Source organism: Azohydromonas lata, assembly GCF_034427735.1.
GTDB lineage: Bacteria > Pseudomonadota > Gammaproteobacteria > Burkholderiales > Burkholderiaceae_C > Azohydromonas > Azohydromonas lata.
Genome location: NZ_JAXOJX010000031.1, coordinates 14,660 through 33,585, shown reverse-complemented (window position 1 = coordinate 33,585; position 18,926 = coordinate 14,660). Strand labels below are relative to the sequence as shown.

Below are 18,926 nucleotides of genomic sequence, written 5' to 3'. Positions count from 1 at the left end.
GGCAGCCCCCGCGCATGAAGGAACGAAGGAGTGCGGCTATGTTTATCCGGCACCTGCATATGCGGCCGCTGCTGTAAGCAGGCTTGGCAACGGGCCGGCACCGGTTGCCCGTGCAATCGCTTGAAACGCCGCCTTACGCTGCCAACGCCTGGCCTGCTTGCTTATGCGCATTGCTGCGTTGCCGATGTGAAGACGCGCTTTCTAGGATGCCCCCGAGTCGCCTGGCGGCCGCGGCACGGCGGCCGGCTCCAGGCGGTGCAGCCAAGGAGATCCGTTTGAAAGAACCCGCCTGTACGGCCCCGCCGGACAACTTCGAGAAGCCGCTTCAAGACACCGAGATCAAGACCACCACCTGCTGCATGTGCGCCTGCCGCTGCGGCATACGCGTGCACCTGCGCGACGGGCAGCCGCTGTACATCGACGGCAACCCCCGCCACCCGCTCAACCAGGGCGTGATCTGCGCCAAGGGCAGCGCGGGGCTGATGAAGCAGTTCTCCCCGGCACGCCTCACGCAGCCGCTGCGGCGCAAGGCCGGCGCCGAGCGCGGCGACGGCGACTTCGAGCCCATTTCCTGGGACGAGGCGCTGTCGCTGCTGGAAAGCCGGCTGCGCCACGTCCGCGCCACCGACCCCAAGCAGTTCGCCTTCTTCACCGGGCGCGACCAGATGCAGGCCCTCACAGGCCTCTTCGCACGCCAGTTCGGCACGCCCAACTACGCCGCGCACGGCGGCATGTGCTCGGTGAACATGGCCGCCGGCATGATCTACAGCATAGGCGGCAGCTTCTGGGAGTTCGGCGGGCCGGACCTGGACCACGCCAAGCTGTTCGTGATGATCGGCACGGCCGAGGACCACCACAGCAACCCCATGAAGATCGCGCTGGGGAAGTTCCGCCAGCGCGGCGGCCGCTTCATCGCCATCAACCCGGTGCGCAGCGGCTACGCGGCCATCGCCGACGAGTGGATTCCCATACGCCCCGGCACGGACGGCGCGCTGTTCATGGCGCTGCTGCACGAGCTGATCCACGCCGGCCTCGTGGACCGCGCCTTCCTGCAGCGCTTCACCAACGCGCCGCAACTGGTGGCGCTGGACGAGGGCGAGCGCGAGGGCCTGTTCGCCTTCGACCCCGGGGCCGGCCCCGCCCCCGACGGCCGCAACCCGCACAACAAGCTGGCCTGGGACCAGGCCAGCAATGCCGTGGTGGTGGCCTACCCGCAGGGCGTCGAGCCCGGGCGCGACCTGGCGCTGGAAGGCCATTTCACGCTGCCGGACGGCACGCGCGTGGCGCCCGCCTTTCAACTGCTGCGCGAGCGCGTGGCCGAGGCGACGCCCGATTGGGCCGAAGCCCTCACCGGCATCCCGGCCGCGCGCATACGGCGCCTGGCGCGCGAGCTCGGCGAGACGGCGCTGCGCCATGGCGAGGCGCTGCCCATCCCCTGGACCGACGCCTGGGGCCAGCGCCATGCGGACGTGCCGCTGCGCCCCGTGGCCTTCCACGCCATGCGCGGGCTGGCGGCGCACTCCAACGGCTTCCAGACGGTGCGCGCCCTCTCCGTGCTCATGAGCGTGCTGGGCACCATAGACGCGCCGGGAGGCTTCAGGCACAAGGCGCCGTACCCGCGCCACATCGTGCCCAACTACCGCGCCTTCAACGACCCCGACAAGCTCCAACCCAACACGCCGCTGGACGCGCAGCCGCTGGGCTTTCCGGCCAGCCCGGAGGAGCTGGCCGTGCACGCCGACGGCACGCCACTGCGCATAGACCACGCCTTCTCCTGGGCCTACCCGCTGGCCGTGCATGGGCTCATGCACAACGTCATCGCCAACGCCGCGCGCGGCGACCCCTACCGCATCGACACGCTGCTCATCTACATGGCCAACATGGCCTGGAACTCCAGCATGGACCCGCTGGAGGTGCGCAAGGCGCTCAACGCGCGGGACGCGAGCGGCGAGCACTGCATCCCCTTCGTCGTGGTGTGCGACGCCTTCCAGAGCGAGACGGTGGCCTACGCCGACCTGGTGCTGCCGGACACGACCTACTTGGAGCGCCACGATGCGATGAGCCTGCTGGACAGGCCCATCTCCGAGTTCGACGGGCCCATGGACTCGGTGCGCGTGCCCGTGCTGCCGCCGCTGGCACAGTGCCGGCCCTTCCAGGACGTGCTGGTGGAGCTGGCTTCGCGGCTGGGCTTTCCCCTGTTCACTCAAGCCGACGGCTCGCGCAAGTACGCCGATTACGCCGACTTCATTCAGCGCTACGAGCACCAGCCCGGCATCGGCTTTCTCATGGGCTGGCGCGGCGAGCACGGGCGCGAGCTGCGCGGCGCGCCCAACCCCAGGCAGTGGGAAGATTACGCCCGCAACGACTGCGTGTTCCACCACAAGCTGCCCGCACACATGCAGTACCGCCGCAACTGGAACCGCGACTACCTGGACTTCGGCAAGGCCATGGGCTGGCGCCAGCGCAACTGCCCCATCCAGCTCGTCCTCTACGCCGACACGCTGCAGACCTTCAGGCTGGCGGCCCAGGGCAAGCGGCCTGGGCGCCAGCCGCCGGACCACCTGCGCGAGCGCGTAGCGGCCTGGTTCGACCCCCTGCCTTTTTGGGCGCCGCCGCTGGAGGACGGCGTTAGCGACGCGCGGGCGTTCCCGCTGCACGCCATCACGCAGCGGCCCATGGCGATGTACCACTCCTGGGACTCGCAAAACGCCTGGCTGCGCCAGTTGCACAGCCGCAATGCGCTGCACGTGCATCCCGCCACGGCGCGCGCCGCGGGCGTGCAGGACAACGGCTGGTGCTGGGTGGAAAGCCGCTGGGGCCGCGTGCGCTGCCGCCTGCGCTGCAGCGAGGCGGTGGAGCCCGGCACGGTGTGGACCTGGAACGCCATCGGCAAGGCGCCCGGCGCCTGGCAGTTGCCCGCCGGGGCGGACGAGAGCCGCGAGGGCTTCATTCTCAACCACCTGCTCAGTGCCACCTTGCCGCTGGCCGAGGGCCCGCTCGCCAATGCCGACCCCATCACGGGGCAGGCCGGCTGGTACGACGTGCGGGTGCGGCTGCGCCCCTGCGAGCCCGGCGAGGAGGGCGAAACCGCGCCCAAGCCGGCCACCGTGCCCGCACCGCCCGGCGTGCTGGGCGTGGGCGCGGCGTTGCGCCTGCTCAAGGCCCGCTTCGCGCCCGGGAGGTCCGCATGAAGCTGGCCATGGCGCTCAACAGCCTCCTGCCCTGGCTGCGGCGCGAGGGCGGCGAGGGGCGGCCCTTCACGCCCGCGCCCGCAAAAGCCTCGCCCGCCAGGGCCGTACAAGCCGCTCAGGCCGCGCGCAGCGAAACCCTGGCCCGCCAGTTGGCCCTGGTCATCGACCTGGACGCGTGCGTGGGCTGCCACGCCTGCGTGGTGTCGTGCAAGCAATGGAACAGCAGCGGCCGCGACGGCCTGCCGCCGGACCCGGGTGCTTTTGAAGACTCGCCCAGCGGCACCTTCTTCAACCGCGTGCAGACCTGGGAGGCCGGCCGCTACCCGCAGACGCAGACCGTACACCTGCCCAAGAGCTGCCTGCATTGCCAGGACCCGCCCTGCGTGCCCGTGTGCCCGACGGGGGCCAGCTACAAGCGGGCCGAGGACGGCATCGTGCTCGTGGACGCCGACAAGTGCATGGGCTGCAAGTACTGCAGCTGGGCCTGCCCCTACGGCGCGCGCGAGTACGACGAGGCGCGCGGCGTGATGACCAAGTGCACCCTGTGCGTGGACCGCATCCACGACGCCGCCCTGCCGGCCGAGGACCGCCAGCCCGCCTGCGTGAAGGCCTGCCCAACGGGGGCGCGGCTCTTTGGCGACGTGAACGACCCGGCCTCGGAGGTGTCGCAGGCCATCGCGGAGCGCGGCGGCTATGCGCTCATGCCGGAGTGGGCAACGAATCCGGCCAACCGCTACCTGCCCAAGCGCGTGCGCGGGGCGCCGGACGAGGGCGGGCCGGCCGGGACGCCGGGAGGCCGGCCATGAACCCGTCCTGGTCCATCATCGTCTTCACCACGCTGGCCGGCGCCGCCCAGGGCCTGGTCGTGGTCCTGGCCTTGGCGCACCTGTCAGGGTCGGCCCCGGCGCGGGGTTTCATGCTCATGGCCTTGGCGCTGGGCGGGGCGGGGCTGCTGGCCTCGCTGGGCAGCGCCTTCCTGCACTTGGGCAGGCCCTCGCGGGCGTGGCGGGCCGTGGCGATGTGGCGCAGCTCGTGGATGTCGCGCGAGGTCATCGCGCTGCCGGCGTTCATGGCCGTGGTCGCCGCTTGGGCGCTGGCGCTGCGCATGGGCGCGCCCCCTGCGCTGCAAGCGCTGCTGGCCGTGGCGGCGCTGCTGCTGTCGGCGCTGCTGTGGCTGTGCACGGGCATGGTCTACGCGTGCCTGCGCATGGTGCAGGCGTGGGCGCACCCGCTGACGGTGCTGAACTACGCGCTCATGGGCCAGGCCGCGGGCACCGTGCTGGCCGGGGCGCTGGCCGCGGTGGCGGGTGAAGAGAGCTTTGCGGAGCGCCTGCTGCCTTGGGGGCTGGGCCTCACGCTGCTGGCCCTGGGCGGCCGGTGGCTGGCGCTGCGGCGCAACGCGCGCCTGGTGCCGCGCTCCACGCCGCAGTCGGCCACGGGCTTGGACAGCACCCGCGTGGCCCAGCTCTCCATGGGCTTCACCGGCGGCAGCCACAACACCCGGGAGTTCTTTCACCAGGCTTCGCCGTGGGCGTTCAGGTGTGTAAAACCGCTGTTCCTGCTGCTGGGGTTTGAACTGCCGGCCCTGCTGCTGTGGCTGGCGTGGGCCGGCGCCTGGAGCGGCGCGGCGCCCTGGGTCCTGGCGCTGCTGGTGCAAAGCCTGGGGCTGCTGGCGGAGCGCTGGTTCTTCTTCGCGCAGGCGCGGCACCCGCAAAACCTGTACTACCAGGCCGTGGCCTGAGGCGGCTTGCGCCGCCGTTCAGGCCCGCTCGGCCACGGCGGCGCGGGGGGCGGCCGGCGCGTCCGGCCGCGGCAGCAGCGCGTCGTGGGCACCGCGCGCCACCTGCAGCATGAGCACGGCCCCGGGCAGCGCCAGCAGCAGCGCCATGCCCTTGTAGATGGCCTGCACGCCCAGCGTGGGCCCCAGCGCCGCGGTGACCAGCCCGGCCACGGGGAAGGGCAGGTACTGCACCAGGTAGAACACCCCGATGACCTTGCCCAGATGCGCGCTCGCCACGGCCTGTACGCGCAGGGTGCGGTTGAACAGGTTGAACCACGCCGCGCCGCCGATGGACAGCGCGAAGGCCGCCGCGTACACGGCCACGCTGTGCGTCCAGGCCATGGCCGCCATGCCGGCGCACAGCACCGCGTAGCCCGCGGTGCCCAGGCGCGCCATGGCCTGCGGGCCCGGCAGCCGCGGCACCAGGCGCAGCGCCAGCAGCCCGCACAGGCCGGCGGCGGCGTTCATGAGGCCGAAGACGTGGTCCGACGCGCCGAACACGCCGGTGATGACGGAGGCGTTGGCGCCCACCGCCACGGCAAAGGCCAGGTTGATGATGAAGCCCACGCCGGCCAGCAGCCGCAGCGGGCGGTTGCGCCACAGCAGCGTCCAGCCCAACACGAGATCGGCCGCCGCGTGGCCGGGGGCCTGTGCATCGGCCTGCACCGGCTGCGTGCCCGGCAGGCCGCGCCAGCACAGCGCCGACAGCGCGAAGCCGCAGGCCGCCACGGGCAGCAGCGGCAGCTTGCCCAGCGCATGGGCCAGCAGCGCGGCCAGGCCCGGCCCAAGCAGCCGGCCCAACAGCTCCAGGTTCTGCACCAGGGCCTGCAGCCGCGACAGCGCGCCATCCCCGGCCAGCGCCGGCGTGGTCTTCTCCACCGCCATGCGCACCGGCGCCATGCACAGCGACAGCAGCCCGGAGCCCGCCATGAGCACGCCCACCGTCCAGTGCGGCCGCAGTGCGCACAGCAGCGCCGCGCTGATCAGCACGAGGGCCCGCGCCGTGTTGGCCACGAGAAACAGCCGCCGCCCGCCCAGCCGGTCGGCCAGCAGCCCGGCGAAGGGGTAGGCCAGCAGTGCGGGCAGCCACTCCACGGCGAAGGCCATGCCGGCCCAGCCCACGCTGCCCGTGCGCTGGAACACGAGCAGCGGTACTGCAAACAGCACGGCCTGCTCCGCGAGCAGGCCAAGCATCAAGCTGGCGCCAAAGGCATGAAGACGCCGCCGGTCTGGTTCGGCCATGAAACGGGAACTCCCTCCGCCCCGGCATTTTGCAAGCAAGCGGCGGCAGCGACCCGTGCGGATTGCCACACCGCGGCCCGCTGCGGCGGCGCAGGGCGCTCCCGCGCGGGCCTGGCGGGTGGCGCGTCAGTGCTTGTGGGCGCCCGCGGCGGCGCCGGGGTCGCCGGCGGCCACGGGCACCTGCAGCGCCAGCGAGCCCTCGCGGCCGTCCTTGTCCACGAAGCGCAGCGTCACGGGCAGCGTGCTGCCGCTGGGCAACGCCTGCTTCACGCCGGTGAGCATGAGGTGCAGGCCGCCCGGGCGCAGTTCCACGCCCTGGCCCGCGGGCAGCTCCAGGCCCTTGTCCAGCGCGCGCATGCGCATCACGTCGCCCTCCATGGCCATCTCGTGCACTTCCACCGACTCGGCCAGCGGCGAGCTGCCGCCCAACAGCCGCCCGCCCACGCCGCTGGTGAGCTTGGCGTAGACGCCGGTGCTGCGCTGGCCGGGCACGGTGGGCCGCGCCCAGGCGTCGCGCACGTCCACGGGCGCCACGCCCGCGGGCAGCACCTCCAGCCGCGCGGCCGGGAAAGCGGATTTCACACCGTCCGCGCCGGGCAGCTCGGCCCAATCGGCGCTGCCCTGGTCGCAGCTTTGCAGCACCTTGAACCACAGCGTGCCGGGCTTGTCGGTCACGCGGCCGCGCAGGTTGAAGGTGGTCTTTTCAGAGGCGGGCAGCGCGGCCTGGGCGTTGGCGGCCGTCCAGGTGACGTCGCGTCCCTTGGTGTCCAGTTGCCAGCCGTTGCGGGCCTGCGCCTCGATGAGCGTGAAACCATCGGGCAACCGCACGCGCAGCGCCGTGGTGGCGGTGGCGCCCTCGCAGGCGTGGCCCACGCGGAAGGTGGCGTTGTAGGTGCTGTCGGCCGTGACGCCGCCGGGCGGCAGCGTGACGTGGGCCTGGACGGCGGACAGGCTCATCAAGGCCGCGGCGGCGGCGACGTTGCGAATGGATGCTTGCATGGTGTGTCCTGTCAAAGGTCGAACTTCAGCTCAGCCGTGTAGCTGCGCTGCGGGTACGGGTGGAAGTTCCAGTAGGTGTAGTTGTTGAGGTTGTCCACGCCGAAGGCGGCGCTCCAGCGCTTGTCGATGCGGTAGAGCACGCGCAGGTCGGCCACGGTGAACTTGCTCACGCCCATGTAGGTGAAGCCGTTGATGTCGGCGTTGTTGAGCGTGCGGAACTGGCGGCCGCTGTGGCGCACGCCCAGCGAGGTGGTCCAGTGCTCGTCCCACTGGTAGCTGGCCAGCAGCGTGGCGCGCACGCGCGGGATGTTGGGCTGGCGTTTGCCGATGGTGTCGCCGGGATCGTTCACGAAGCCGGCGTTCTCCTTGATGGTGGAGTCGGCATACGTGACGCTGGCCCACAGGTCCAGGCCCTTGAGCAGCCAGCCGTTGGCGTTGAGCGCGGCTTCCACGCCGCGGGTGGCGACGCGGCCCACGTTCTGCACACGGCTGATGTTCTTGCCGGCCGCGGCGTCGGCCGTGGTCTGGGTGTAGAGCGCGTCGCGCGTGTCCTCGGCGAACAGCGTCAGCCGCGCCAGCGCGGGTCCCAGGTCCTGCTCGGCGCTGAGTTCGGCGGTCCAGGATTTTTCCGGGCGTAGGCTGGGGTCGTTGATGAACTGCGAGTCGGTCGTGGACGTGGCGCCGTACAGCTCGTTGACCGTGGGATAGCGCACCGCGCGGCCCAGCGAGGCTTTCAAGAGCGTGGCGGGCAGCCACTGCCAGGACAGGGCGGCCTTGGGCGAGAAGTCCGTCTCGTGGCGGGCGGGCCAGGGGCTGCCGCTGGAGGCCGTGAAGTTCGTCTGCCCGTTGTCGGCTTCCCAGCGCTCGGCCCGGCCCCCCAGCACGGTCTTCCAGTCCTCGGCGAGTTGCCAGGTGTCCTGGGCCCACAGGCTGCGCAGCCGGGTGTCGCCCTGCACGCGGCTGGTGGGCGTGCCGCGCCCGTCGCCGGCGATGCTGCCGGCCACGCTGGTGCTTTGGTAGCGCAGCTGGTATTGGTCCTGCTGGAAGCCGAACTCCACGACATGCCGCCCTTCGGCCTGCGGCGGGCGCCACGTGCCCTTGAGCGCCAGCGTGTTCCAGCCCGTGCCGCGGCCGTCGGCCAGGGTGCTGGTGGACGGCGGCACATCGCCTGCGGCACTTTGGCGCTTGTCGTCACGCTTGTAGTCGTAGAGGCTGGCCGAGGCCTCCCAGTCCCACTCGCCGCGCGTGCGGCTCTTGAGGGACAGGCCGTGCATGGTGTGCAGCAGCTCCTCGCGCGTGACGTTGAGGCCGCTCCAGTCCGGCGTGCCATCGGCCTTGCGCACGTAGCTCTGCGCGTTGCCGTCCGCCTCGTTGCGCCACACGCCGAACACGTAGCTCGCGCGCAGCGTGGGGCTCAGGTCATAGGCCAGTTTGAGCTTCAAATGGTCCTGCACCGTGTCGTACTGGGTGCCCGCGCCGGTGATGAACCAGGGTTGGCCGGCGTTGTTGAAGCCGGGCACGGCCCCCGTGCCCGCCACGGCCTTGGTGGTGTTGGCAAAGGTCAGCGGCTGCCCTTCGCTGTCGGTGCGGTTGACGTTGAGCCACCAGGCCCAGTCGCCGGCGCGGTCGCCCAGGGAGACGCTGGCCTGTTTCGCGTGGTAGGTGGCGTGGGTGCCGTAGAGGTCGAAGGGCTGCGCGACGTAGCCCACCTTGCCGTGGGCTTCGAACGTGGTGGGCATGCGCGTGACGTAGTCCACCACCGCGCCGACCGAGTTGCCGGGGTAGGCCGCCGAGAAGGGGCCGTACATCACGTCCACCCGCTCGATCTCTTCCGGCGTCACCAGACCCCAGCGCGGCGGGAAGGACAGGCCGCCGATGCCGTTGCCCAGGAAGTTGGACAGCAGGATGCCGTCGGCATACACCGCCGAGCGCGCGCTGTTGCCCGTGCCGGAGGCGCGGCTGGAGAGGATGGCGTGGTTGTAGTCGCCGATGTAGCGCTTGCGCACCAGCAGGCTGGGAAAGTATTTGAGCGCGTCCTCGCTGTCGGTGGCGTTGACGCTGCGCTCGATGTCCTGGCGCGTCACGCCTTCCGTGGTGGTGGGAATGTGCGTGGGCAACGAGGTGGGGCGCGAGCCGGAGACGGTGACCACGCCCAGCTCGCGCGTGGGTGCTTCGGTGTCCAGGGCCGCGACGGTTGGCGGCATGTCCAAGGCTGGTTGTGGAGCCTGCGCCCAGGAGGCGCAAGCCATGGCGGCGCACAGCGCGGTGAGCGCCTGTGGCGGCTTCAAGAAAAACATGGGTTCGTCCTGCAATGACGTAAAAGGGCGCCCGGCACGCGCGCGCTTTTGGGCGCGGCGCCGGACGGTTCAGGCGGTCAGAGCAGGAAGGCAGGCGGGCCGCGCGACAGCGGCCCAACCCAGTCCAGCGAGGGCGCGGCGCCTTGCGGCGCGACGTCCGGGGCCTGGCGGTTGGGCACGAGCAGCAGCGCGGCCACCGCGGGGGGCGGCGCGGCGGCCATGGCGCCGGGGCAGCAGCAGTCGTGGTGGTGCGATTGCGGAGCGCCATCGTCCGCGGGCAGCGGGATGCGGCGGTGGCCTTGGGCGGAGCACACGTCCACGCCCGCGGCCATCGCGGTGGCCATGCGCGGCATCCACAGCGCCTGCATCAGCAGCGCCAGCACCAGCGCGGCCAGCGCAACGAGGCGCTGGGGTCGGCGATGGCGAGCAAGGCGATGCATGGGGCCGGATTCTAGAAAGGCGCGCGGCCCTTTCGGCCCAACGACGTCCAGCCGCACGGGCCGGCGTGCAACAGACTTGACATTGCTCAGGCCGTCGTACGGGGCACCAGGCGCTCGCCGAAATACCTGGACTGGTTCAAGGCGCGCCGGCGCGGCGGCGCGTCAAGCCAGCCGCCAGAGCTGGCCGTGGGCAGGTGCGGCCGGCCACTCATGGGCAGCGGCGGGCGGCGCGGAGCGGGTGGTGGCCCACTGGCGGGCCAGCATCCAGCCGCCATGGGTGACGAGCAGCCGCGGCGCGTCATCCACCGGCCAGGCCGCGGCGCGCGCCAGCATGTCCAGCAGCGATTCGCCGCCGCCGGGGCGCGCCGTTGCAAAGGCGTCGCACCAAGCATCGACTTCGGCGTGGGCAATGTGCGTCCAGGGCCGGCCGTCCCAGGCGCCGAAGTCCAGCTCCAGCAGCGCGGCATCCCTGCGGTGCTGCCAACCCCAGCGGCGCAGCCAGCGGCCCACATCCGCGCAGCGGCGCAGCGGCGAGGTCCAGACCACGCGCGGCAGCCCGTGGCGGCGCGCCGCCTGGCGTATGCGGTGGGCCAGCCGCTTGGCGCGGCGCGGGTCCACGCGCAGATCGGTGCGGCCTATGCAGCGGCCGGCCGCGCCTTGCGCGCGCGGGTGGCGCCAGGCCCACAGGGGCGGATTCATGGGCGTTTCGGCGGCGGGGGCGTCAACCATGCGTGCCTCCGATGAGCACCGCCACCCAGGCCAGCAGCGCGGCCAATTCCGAGAACTGTTGTGCCGCGCCCAGCGTGTCGCCGGTGAAACCGCCCAGGCGGCGGCGCAGCCAGCGCACCATCCACCACACCACCGCGCCCATGGCCGCCAGGGCCCAGGGCAGGGCGGCCACGGCCGGTGCGCCGCCCAGCGCCGCCGCGGCCAGCGTGGCGAGCAACAGCCAGCCCAGGGCCACGGCCACGCCCGTGGGCTCTATGTGCAGCGCCAGCGGCTTGGCTTTGGCGTGGTCCGGGTCGCCGCCGTAGGGCAGCGCCCGCATGAGCAGCACCGGCGCGCAGCGCGAGGCGCCATGGCCCCAGGCCAGGGCCAGCGCGGCCACCAGCGGCGAGCGCGCGGCCAGGGCCGCCAGCGCCGCAGCCTTCAAGCCCAACACCAGCACCAGGCCCAGTGCGCCGTAGCTGCCCAGGCGCGAGTCCTTCATGATTTCCAGCGCCCGCTGGCGCGAGACGGCGCCGCCCAAGCCGTCGCAGGTGTCGGCCAGTCCGTCCTCATGGAACCCGCCGGTGAGCCAGACGGTGGCTGCGATGCTCAACCCCGCCGCAATGGCCGGCGGCCACAGTGACGAGGCCGCCAGCAGCACGGCAGCACCCACGGCGCCCACGACCAGGCCCACGGCCGGAAAGTGCCGCGAACAGGCCTGCAGCCATGCCGGCTCGAACCCGATGCGCTGCGGTATGGGCACGCGCGTGAAGAACTGCAGCGCGATGAGGAAGAGGCGGATTTCGTGGAACAGCCGGTGGATCATCGGGCCCGGTCGCTCAAGCCTCGGCCCCGCGGCTCACGCCCGCGGATTCAAAGCTCGCCATCTCGTTGAGGATGCGGCAGGCCGACTCCAGCAGCGGCCAGGCCAGCGCGGCGCCCGAGCCCTCGCCCAGGCGCAGGCCCAGGTCCAGCAGCGGCTCCACGCCCAAGTGCTCCAGCAGCAGCGGATGGCCCCCTTCCTGCGAGCGGTGCGCGAACACGCAGCGCTGCAGCACGGCCGGCTGCAGCGCGTGCGCCACCAGCACGGCGCTGCAGACGATGAAACCATCCACCACGATGACGCGGCGCTCCTCGGCGGCTTGCAGCACGGCGCCCACCATCATGGCGATCTCGAAGCCGCCCAACGCCGCCAGCGCCTGCAGCGGCTCGACGGCGCCGGCATGGCGCTGCAGCACGGCCGAGAGCACGCGCACCTTGTGGGCCAGGCCCGCGTCGTCCAGCCCCGTGCCGCGGCCGGTGCAGCGCTCGATGGGCAGGCCCGCCAGGCGCGACAGCAGCAGCGCCGCGCTGGAGGTGTTGCCAATGCCCATCTCGCCCAACAGCAGCGCGTTGCCCGGCAGGCCGCGCACCACGTCGCGCCCGGCTTCCACCGCCGTGGCGCACTGGTCGGCCGTCATGGCCGGCGCCTGCGACGCGTCGGCCGTGCCCGGCGCGATCTTGCGCAGCAGCAGGCCCGCTTGCGGCGCGAAGTCGCAGCGCACGCCCGCGTCCACCACCGTGAGCGACAAGCCGTGCTGGCGTGCCAGCACGCTGACCGCGGCGCCGCCAGCGAGAAAATTCATGACCATTTGCCAGGTCACGTCCGCCGGGTAGGCCGACACGCCTTGCGCCGTGAGGCCGTGGTCGCCGGCGAACACCACCATCTGCGGCTGCTCCAGCCGCGGGTGCTCCGTGCCCAGCACCTGGGCTATCTGCAGCGCCAGCGCTTCCAGCCGGCCCAGCGCGCCCAGCGGTTTCGTCTTGCCGTCCATTCGCCGGCGCAAGGCGGCGTCCAGTTCCGGCTGGTCCAGGGGGGCGATGGTGGGCAGGCTGCTCATGGTCTGGTGTCCCGGTCGGGGGTGCCGGGGTGGTTGCTTTGTCTATGAATTGTCGCGGAGCGCGGAGCGTGCAAGGCGGCGGTGCCCTCAGGCGCTGTCGCGCCATGCCTGCAGCAGCGCCTGCTGCGCCGGCGGCGGTTGCACGCTCAGCCGCACCCAGCCCGGCAGGCCGAAGGACGTGGCGTCGCGCAGCTTGATGCCGCGCTCGCGCAAGGCGCGCAGCCGCGCCGGCAAGCCGCTGTCGCAGGGGCGCGCCAGCCAGAAGGGCGTGACGGAAGGCTGCTGCACCCAGCCCAGCGACTGCAGCGCCGCGCGCTGCTGGCGCTTCCAGGCGCGCAGCCGGCTGCAGGCAGCCTGCACGCCCTGCTGCGTGGCCGGCAGCGTCCAGGCCTCCAGCAGCGCCACGCCCTCGGCCGACAGCACCCAGCCCGGCGCCAGCGACAGCAGCGTGGCGCGCAAGGCGTCGTCATCGGCCGGTGCGATCACCCAGCCCGCGCGCACGCCCGTGAGGCCCAGCGACTTGTTGGGCGAGAAGCACTGCCAGGCCGACTCGGCCACGGCCGGCGGCACCGGGCAGCGGCCTTCCAGACGCAGCGGCGCGTAGGCGCGGTCCAGCGCCAGCACGTGGCCGCGGCCGGCCAGCGCGGCCAGCGCCGGCCAGAAGGGTGCTCCCAGGCTTTCGCCGGTGGGGTTGCAGGGTTCGCACAGCCACACCAGTGCCGGCGCGGCGCCGTGCGTCGTCAAGCCGTCCAACAGGGCTTCGCCGCTCGCGTAGGGGCGCACGCTCAGGCCCAGGGCTTGGGCGGCGGCGCGGTAGTCGCCATAGCCGGGCTGCGGCACCCACGCCTGCTGGACGCCCCGCAGCCGTGCGGCCAGCGTCAGACGGCGTATGGCCTCGCTGCTGCCGGCCGTGGGCAGCACGCGGCCGGGTGCCACGCCATGAAAGGCGCCCAACAACTCGCGCAGCGCGGCATAGGCGGGGTCGGGGTAGTGGCGCCGGTCGGCCTGCAGGAGCGCGCGCCGCACCGGCGCCGGGGCCTCCAGCGGGCAGGCGTTGGTGGAGAAGTCGAACTCGATCGGCGGGCCACCGTCGGGGCCGCCGTGCTCGACGTGAACCGGCGCGGCGTCTTGGGTCGCGGGCAAGTCCATCAGCCTGTCCATGCCAGGCCTCCACACAGCCGCCAGGCGGCCAGGTCGGCCGCGCCGCACAACAGCGCGGCCAGCAGCACGGCGCGGCCGCACCAGGGCAGCGCGCGGTGCAGGTCGGCGCTGCCCGGCAGCCGTCCGCCCGCGTTGAGCGCGTACACGCCGGGCTTGGACAGCCGCGCACCCAGCAGCAGCGCTACCGCCCCCATGGGCCAGCCGCCGTTGGGCGAGGGCGTCACGCGGGCTTCGCGCGATAGCCCCGCGGGCCAGCGCCCGGCCGCGGCGCACAGCAGCAGCGCGGTCAGCCGCGCCGGCAGCCACGAGAGCGCATCGTCCGCATGCGCGGCCCATTTGCCCGCCCATTCCCAGCGCCCGCGGTAGCCCCACATGGCGTCGGCCGTGTTGGCGAAGCGGTACAGCGCCGCGCCGGGCAGCCCCGCCACGGCGAACCAGCACAGCGGCGCGACCACCGAGTCGTTGAGGTTCTCGGCCAGGGTTTCAATCGCCGCTTCGCGCACCTCGTGCGCTTGCAGCCTGGACGTGTCGCGGCTCACCAGCCGCGCCAATTGCTGCCGGCCCTCCGGCAGCGAGCGCGCCAGCGCCGCCTCCACGCCGCGCACCTCGTCGCGCAACATGCGCCAGGCCAGCAGCGGTTTCAGCAGCAAGCCCAGCAGCGGCGCCGCGGCCCACCAGGGCAGCGACAGCAGCCAGCGCTGCAGCCCCCAGGCCAGCGCGGCCACCGCGCCCGCGCCCAACAGCCAGGCCAGTGCGCCGCACGTAAAAGCCCAGGCGGGTTGGAGGCGCAACAGCCGCGGCCCAAGGGCGCCCAGGTAATGGCCCATGCCCACGACGGGATGCAGCCGCGCCGGCGGTTCGCCCAGGGCGCGATCCAGCACCAGCGCCACGGCGCCGGCCAGTGCAAGCGACGCCATCAGTCCTCTATGCCCCGCTGCGCGGGCACGCCGGCCTTGAAGTGATGTTTCACCAGCGTCATCTCGGTGACGGTGTCGGCCAGCTCGATGAGCTCGGCCGGCGCGCCGCGGCCGGTGAGCACCACCGTGACGTGCGGCGGGCGCTCGCGCAGTGCCTGCAGCACCTGTTCCAGCGACAGCCAGCCGTAGCGCAGCGGGTACATCACCTCGTCCAGCACCACCATGAAGTGCTCGCCGGCGCGGATCATGGCCTCGGCTCTGGCCCACCCCGCGCGGGCCAGCTCGGCGGAATGGTCCAGGTCGCGGCTCTTCCAGCTGAAGCCGTCGCCCAGGCCCTCTATGGGCACGCCCAACTGCTCGAACACGCGGTGCTCGCCGAAGCGCGCGCTGGGCACCTTCATGAACTGGAACACGTGCACCCGCTTGCCGCGCCCATGCGCGCGCAGCGCCAGGCCGAAGGCGGCGGTGCTCTTGCCCTTGCCGTCGCCGGTGTGGACCATGACCAGCCCGCGGCGCTCGCCCTCGGGGCGCTCGTAGCGTGCGGCGGTGGGGGGGGCTTCTATGTCCATGCCAACTTCTTTCGCTCTTGCGGACGGCCGCGCTCAGCTTTGCGGCCAGCCGTCCGTGTGTATGAATTCTTCCAGCGGCCTCACCTTGCGCCAGCCTTCGGCCTGCAGCATGGGCTCGTCGTAGAAATGGTCCACCGGCCCCAGGCACAGCAGCGCCATGGGGCGCGCGCCCTGCGGCAGGCGCAGCAGCCCGGCCAGCGCCTCGGGGTCGAACAGCGACACCCAGCCCATGCCCAGGTTCTCCGCGCGCGAGGCCAGCCACAGGTTCTCGATGGCGCAGGCCAGCGAGCACAGCGCCATTTCCTGCGGCAGCGTGCGGCGGCCGAACACCGTGCCGTCGTCCGGCGCCAGCACCGCCACCAGCAGCTCGGCGCACTCGCGCACGCCTTCGACCTTGAGCCGCAGGAAGTCCGTGCCGCGCTCGCCCAGGGCCTGGGCCGTGGCGTGGCGCTCGGCCTCCACCAGCCCGGCGATGTCGCGGCGCAGCGCGGCGTCGGCGATGCGTATGAAATGCCAGGGCTGCATCAGCCCCACCGAAGGCCCCTGGTGCGCCGCCTGCAGCAACCGGCGCAGCACGGCGGGCTCCACCGTGCGGCCCGGCAGGAAGTGGCGCATGTCGCGCCGGGCCGCGATGACGCGGTAGAGCGCCTCGCGCTCGGTGTCGTTGAAATGGGTGTTCATCGTGGTCCTCGCCTCCTCCAGGCCCTGCATCGTGCCGCGTGCGCGCGGCCAGGCCGCGATACCGCAGCGCCTTGCTGGCGCAGGGTTTGCGAGCATGGCCGCTCTGGCGGCCGGCGGGCTGAGGGCGCTCAAGCTCACCCCTCAAAAACCGACCTTGAGCGTGAGCCGCAGCGTGCGCGGCTCCGCCGGGTGGACGTGGCGCGCATCCGTCACGGGCAGCGCTTCGCCGGGCGCGTGGGACTCGTAGGCGTACTCGATGTCGTTGACCTTGCGGTTGAACAGGTTGAAGACGTCCAGGGTGATCTCGCTGTCGCGGCCCAGGCGGCGGGCCAGGCGCAGGTTGGTGGTGAGCGAGGGGCGGGAGCGCACGCTGTCGTCCTCGACCAGCGCGGCGCTGCCCAGGTAGCGCCACTGCAGGCTGGCCGACCAGGGCCCAAGCTCGCGCAGCGTGAGAGCCACCGAGGCGATGCGGTTGACGGCATTGGGCACCTGGTCGCCCTCGGGGGCGTGCGTGGCAAAGCGCGCCTGCGACCAGGCCAGGTCCGCGTCCACCAGCAGCCAGGGCAGGGGGATGTAGCGGTTGTTCCACTCCACGCCGTGGCGCCGGCTGGGCCGGTTGGGCTCGGTGCCGCCGGCATCGCCCACGTAGACCAGCTCCGAGTCGAAATCCAGCTTCCACAGCGCCAGCGAGCTTTGCAGGCCGGGCATCAGCTCGCTGCGCGCGCCCAGCTCCATGCCGCGCGCGGCCACCAGCCCCGGCACGGGCGCCGCGGCGTCGGTGGCACCGCGCGCGTCGTTGCTGTGGAAACCCCGGCCGGCGTTGAAGAAGAACTCCGTGCGTTGCCACGGGCCCAGGACCAGCGACAGCTTGGGCGACCACAGGTGCGCCGACGCGGCGCCGGAGTTGGCGGTGCCGCTGACGTTGTCCACGTCGAAGCGGGCCTGGTCCGCGCGCAGTCCCGCGATGGTGCGCAGCCAGGGCGTGACTTCCACCGAGGTCTGGCCGTAGAGGCCCCACTGCGTCTGGCGCACGCGGTCCTCGCGCACCGTGGCCGTGAGCTGGCGCTGCGCGCTGTCGAACAGGCCCACGCGTATGCGGTCGTGGCGCAACTGCCATCCCACCTCGCTGCGCGCGGGCAGGGCGCCGAGCGCATGGTTCACGGCGTGGCTGGCGCTCAGGCCGTAGACCTGGCGCCGGTCCCGTTGGGCGATCTGGTCGCCCTGGTCCGGCCGCTCCAGCGCGAAGGTGTGGTTGGAGAAGAGCTGCAGCCGGTAGTCCAGCGCGTAGGCCGCCACCTGGGTGGCGCTGCCGTCGTCGCCGCGCGCGTGCCATTCGCCGGACAGGCTGCTGCGCCGGGTGTTGCCGCCGTCGCTGGGGTCCAGCGAATCGAAGCGGCCGAAGGGCCGGCCCAGGTAGCTGCCCGCGTCTATGAGGCGTTGCGGCACCTGGTTGGTGGCGGTCCAGTGCGCGTCGTAGTGCATCACGCTGGCGCTGAAGCCGCGTGCCGCGCTGCCGCCGCTGAGCGTGAGCACGCCGTTGGCCTTGTGCTGGCCTTCAGGCACGGTCCACGGCCCGTCGTTGCGCTGCAGCTCCACGGCGCCCAGCAGCGACAGGCCGGGTTGCACCTCGGTTGAGCCTGCACCCAGGGCGCGGCGGTAGCCGCGCTGGCCTATGGTCAGCGTGGCCTGCGGCCCGTCCAGCTTGCGCACGTAGCGGATGTCGGCGGAGCCGGCCGCGGAGAAGTCGCCCGCCTGCGCGAAGTACGGCCCCTTGCGGTACTCGATGCGATCGACCAGCTCGGGGATGAGGAAATTCAGGTCCGCGTAGCCCTGGCTGTGGCCGTGCGTGGGCATGTTCACCGGCAGCCCGTTGACGGTGGTGGCGAAGTCGGTGCCGTGGTCGAGGTTGAAGCCGCGCAGGAAGTACTGGTTGGCCTTGCCGTCGCCGGAGTGCTGCGTGACGATCATGCCGGGCACGAACTCCAGCACTTCGCCGGGGCGCAGCCCGGGGCGGCTCTTGAGCAGCTCGGCGCGTATCACGCCTTGCGAGGCGGCGTCGGACGCGCCGACGGCGTTGTCGTAATGGCGTGCGGTGACCTTGATGGCGGGCACCACGGACGCGTCCGGTTCCACGCTGACGGCGCCGGCCGGCGACGGGGAATCAGGGCTGGCCAGCCCGCTGGCGGGGGTGGCGTGGGCGGTTTGCGCCGGGGCCGGCGTCCACGCGGCCAGGCAGGCGCAGGCGAGTGCCGAAAGGGGCCAGCGGGCGCGATGCGGGCGCCTCGGGTCCAGGAATGAGGTCATGGAAGAGCAGGAACAGGCTGCCGGATGCCGCCTCCCCGCGGCTTCCTGGCCATACGCCGCGCGCCAGGCGCGGCTCCCTGTTGGCCGGTATCCGGGCTGGCGGCGCGTCCGGGAGACCCTTCCCGGAAGCCACAGGCTTCCAGTGGGCGAGGACCCGAATGGGGCTTTTGGTCGAAGCCCCGGCCGTTGACCGTTGCGGGGGCAGCTCAGGCTGGAGCGCACGCGGCGCGGCGGCTCTTCCTGATTCCCGTTTAACCGGACCGGCGGAACGCCGGTCCGAGCACCAACGGGAAGGATTTTACTATCCACGGATGCCTTTTTCGCACAAAGTTGCCAGTGCATCCAATGGCCGTGTACTCTGGCGAGACGCCGTGCGTCTTCAGGCCCCCGGCCCCTGGTGGAACACGAGGTCCTCGACCACCTCGCCGCCGCACAGGTGCTGCTCGATGATGCGGTCCATGTTGGCCGGCGTGACGTTGTAGTACCAGGTGCCATCCGGCTGCACGCACATCACCGGCCCGCCCTTGCAGGCCGCAAAGCAGCTCACGCGGCTGCGCTTGACGCGCAAATCGCCCTGGTCCAGCCCGGCGGCCTTGAATTTCTCACTCAGGCTGTCGAACAGGGCCTGCGACTCGCCTTGCTGCGTGCAGCGCGGGCCGGTGCAGATCAGCAGGTGGCGGCGGTAGGTGCCGATCTTGGGTTTCACCACCTCGGCGGCGGGCGCGGTGGCGGCGGTGTCTTGATCCAGGCTCATGGG

Annotated in this window: 16 protein-coding genes and 1 riboswitch; of the genes, 3 read left to right on the top strand and 13 right to left on the bottom strand. The window is 72.3% G+C overall.

From position 1 onward, the window contains the following. Nucleotides 1-275 precede the first annotated feature (275 nt). From SM757_RS18310 to SM757_RS18300, 3 genes are read left to right on the top strand one after another with little or no spacing between them, the layout of a single operon-like run. Entirely contained in the window at nucleotides 276-3,191 is a 2,916-nt protein-coding gene (locus SM757_RS18310; protein WP_322466598.1) for a molybdopterin oxidoreductase family protein, read from the top strand. Nucleotides 3,192-3,199: 8 nt separating this feature from the next. Next, nucleotides 3,200-3,997 (top strand): 4Fe-4S dicluster domain-containing protein, encoded by a 798-nt coding sequence (locus SM757_RS18305; RefSeq protein ID WP_407655774.1) that lies wholly within the window; start codon nucleotides 3,200-3,202, stop codon nucleotides 3,995-3,997. After that, nucleotides 3,994-4,932, top strand: coding sequence for a dimethyl sulfoxide reductase anchor subunit family protein (locus SM757_RS18300; protein WP_066342075.1), 939 nt, complete (start codon nucleotides 3,994-3,996; stop codon nucleotides 4,930-4,932). The genes SM757_RS18305 and SM757_RS18300 overlap by 4 nt, the downstream gene beginning before the upstream one ends. An 18-nt stretch (nucleotides 4,933-4,950) precedes the next feature. Here the strand turns inward: SM757_RS18300 and SM757_RS18295 are convergent, their stop codons facing one another. The 13 genes from SM757_RS18295 to SM757_RS18235 all read right to left on the bottom strand — a co-directional run bounded on the left by SM757_RS18295 (nucleotide 4,951) and on the right by SM757_RS18235 (nucleotide 18,923). Next, complete coding sequence (locus SM757_RS18295) at nucleotides 4,951-6,165, bottom strand: MFS transporter (RefSeq protein WP_322466596.1); 1,215 nt, start codon at nucleotides 6,163-6,165, stop codon at nucleotides 4,951-4,953. A 174-nt stretch (nucleotides 6,166-6,339) separates the two neighbouring features. Further along, nucleotides 6,340-7,212: a copper chaperone PCu(A)C gene (locus SM757_RS18290; RefSeq protein ID WP_322466595.1), complete on the bottom strand. Its 873-nt coding sequence runs from the start codon at nucleotides 7,210-7,212 to the stop codon at nucleotides 6,340-6,342. Nucleotides 7,213-7,223: 11 nt separating this feature from the next. After that, complete coding sequence (locus SM757_RS18285) at nucleotides 7,224-9,461, bottom strand: TonB-dependent receptor (protein WP_456062120.1); 2,238 nt, start codon at nucleotides 9,459-9,461, stop codon at nucleotides 7,224-7,226. Between the two features lie 125 nt (nucleotides 9,462-9,586). Beyond that, nucleotides 9,587-9,949 (bottom strand): DUF2946 family protein, encoded by a 363-nt coding sequence (locus SM757_RS18280; RefSeq protein ID WP_066341448.1) that lies wholly within the window; start codon nucleotides 9,947-9,949, stop codon nucleotides 9,587-9,589. A 162-nt stretch (nucleotides 9,950-10,111) separates the two neighbouring features. Beyond that, the gene (locus SM757_RS18275) at nucleotides 10,112-10,678 is read right to left on the bottom strand and encodes a histidine phosphatase family protein (protein WP_322466593.1); all 567 of its coding nucleotides are present in this window, start codon (nucleotides 10,676-10,678) and stop codon (nucleotides 10,112-10,114) included. After that, nucleotides 10,671-11,483 (bottom strand): adenosylcobinamide-GDP ribazoletransferase, encoded by an 813-nt coding sequence (cobS, locus tag SM757_RS18270; protein ID WP_322466592.1) that lies wholly within the window; start codon nucleotides 11,481-11,483, stop codon nucleotides 10,671-10,673. Before cobS ends, SM757_RS18275 begins: the two co-directional genes overlap by 8 nt. 13 nt (nucleotides 11,484-11,496) lie before the next feature. Continuing rightward, nucleotides 11,497-12,537 (bottom strand): nicotinate-nucleotide--dimethylbenzimidazole phosphoribosyltransferase, encoded by a 1,041-nt coding sequence (gene cobT / locus SM757_RS18265; protein ID WP_322466591.1) that lies wholly within the window; start codon nucleotides 12,535-12,537, stop codon nucleotides 11,497-11,499. 87 nt (nucleotides 12,538-12,624) lie between these two features. Beyond that, entirely contained in the window at nucleotides 12,625-13,698 is a 1,074-nt protein-coding gene (locus tag SM757_RS18260; protein WP_322466590.1) for an aminotransferase class I/II-fold pyridoxal phosphate-dependent enzyme, read from the bottom strand. Then, nucleotides 13,686-14,615: an adenosylcobinamide-phosphate synthase CbiB gene (gene cbiB, locus SM757_RS18255; RefSeq protein WP_322466589.1), complete on the bottom strand. Its 930-nt coding sequence runs from the start codon at nucleotides 14,613-14,615 to the stop codon at nucleotides 13,686-13,688. The genes SM757_RS18260 and cbiB overlap by 13 nt, the downstream gene beginning before the upstream one ends. Further along, nucleotides 14,615-15,184, bottom strand: coding sequence for a cob(I)yrinic acid a,c-diamide adenosyltransferase (cobO, locus tag SM757_RS18250; RefSeq protein ID WP_066341442.1), 570 nt, complete (start codon nucleotides 15,182-15,184; stop codon nucleotides 14,615-14,617). Before cobO ends, cbiB begins: the two co-directional genes overlap by 1 nt. A 33-nt stretch (nucleotides 15,185-15,217) precedes the next feature. Next, nucleotides 15,218-15,865 carry a 5,6-dimethylbenzimidazole synthase gene (bluB, locus tag SM757_RS18245; protein WP_322466588.1) on the bottom strand — a complete coding sequence of 216 codons (648 nt, stop codon included), beginning with the start codon at nucleotides 15,863-15,865 and terminating at the stop codon, nucleotides 15,218-15,220. 141 nt (nucleotides 15,866-16,006) lie between these two features. Then, nucleotides 16,007-18,169, bottom strand: coding sequence for a TonB-dependent receptor (locus tag SM757_RS18240; protein WP_322466587.1), 2,163 nt, complete (start codon nucleotides 18,167-18,169; stop codon nucleotides 16,007-16,009). A 65-nt stretch (nucleotides 18,170-18,234) separates the two neighbouring features. After that, nucleotides 18,235-18,472: riboswitch (cobalamin riboswitch) on the bottom strand. 76 nt (nucleotides 18,473-18,548) lie between these two features. Beyond that, nucleotides 18,549-18,923, bottom strand: a complete 375-nt coding sequence (locus SM757_RS18235; protein ID WP_066341437.1) for a (2Fe-2S) ferredoxin domain-containing protein — start codon at nucleotides 18,921-18,923, stop codon at nucleotides 18,549-18,551. Nucleotides 18,924-18,926: the final 3 nt, after the last annotated feature.

Excerpts from the sequence above, each read along its gene's own strand:
- SM757_RS18280 (WP_066341448.1), bottom strand. The coding sequence starts at position 9,949 with ATGCATCGCCTTGCTCGCCATCGCCGACCCCAGCGCCTCGTTGCGCTG.
- SM757_RS18300 (WP_066342075.1), top strand. The coding sequence starts at position 3,994 with ATGAACCCGTCCTGGTCCATCATCGTCTTCACCACGCTGGCCGGCGCC.
- cobT (WP_322466591.1), bottom strand. The coding sequence starts at position 12,537 with ATGAGCAGCCTGCCCACCATCGCCCCCCTGGACCAGCCGGAACTGGAC.
- SM757_RS18295 (WP_322466596.1), bottom strand. The coding sequence starts at position 6,165 with ATGCTTGGCCTGCTCGCGGAGCAGGCCGTGCTGTTTGCAGTACCGCTG.
- SM757_RS18275 (WP_322466593.1), bottom strand. The coding sequence starts at position 10,678 with ATGGTTGACGCCCCCGCCGCCGAAACGCCCATGAATCCGCCCCTGTGG.
- SM757_RS18240 (WP_322466587.1), bottom strand. The coding sequence starts at position 18,169 with ATGACCTCATTCCTGGACCCGAGGCGCCCGCATCGCGCCCGCTGGCCC.
- SM757_RS18235 (WP_066341437.1), bottom strand. The coding sequence starts at position 18,923 with ATGAGCCTGGATCAAGACACCGCCGCCACCGCGCCCGCCGCCGAGGTG.
- SM757_RS18260 (WP_322466590.1), bottom strand. The coding sequence starts at position 13,698 with ATGGACAGGCTGATGGACTTGCCCGCGACCCAAGACGCCGCGCCGGTT.
- SM757_RS18285 (WP_456062120.1), bottom strand. The coding sequence starts at position 9,461 with ATGGCTTGCGCCTCCTGGGCGCAGGCTCCACAACCAGCCTTGGACATG.
- SM757_RS18290 (WP_322466595.1), bottom strand. The coding sequence starts at position 7,212 with ATGCAAGCATCCATTCGCAACGTCGCCGCCGCCGCGGCCTTGATGAGC.
- cobO (WP_066341442.1), bottom strand. The coding sequence starts at position 15,184 with ATGGACATAGAAGCCCCCCCCACCGCCGCACGCTACGAGCGCCCCGAG.
- SM757_RS18305 (WP_407655774.1), top strand. The coding sequence starts at position 3,200 with ATGGCGCTCAACAGCCTCCTGCCCTGGCTGCGGCGCGAGGGCGGCGAG.
- bluB (WP_322466588.1), bottom strand. The coding sequence starts at position 15,865 with ATGAACACCCATTTCAACGACACCGAGCGCGAGGCGCTCTACCGCGTC.
- cbiB (WP_322466589.1), bottom strand. The coding sequence starts at position 14,615 with ATGGCGTCGCTTGCACTGGCCGGCGCCGTGGCGCTGGTGCTGGATCGC.
- cobS (WP_322466592.1), bottom strand. The coding sequence starts at position 11,483 with ATGATCCACCGGCTGTTCCACGAAATCCGCCTCTTCCTCATCGCGCTG.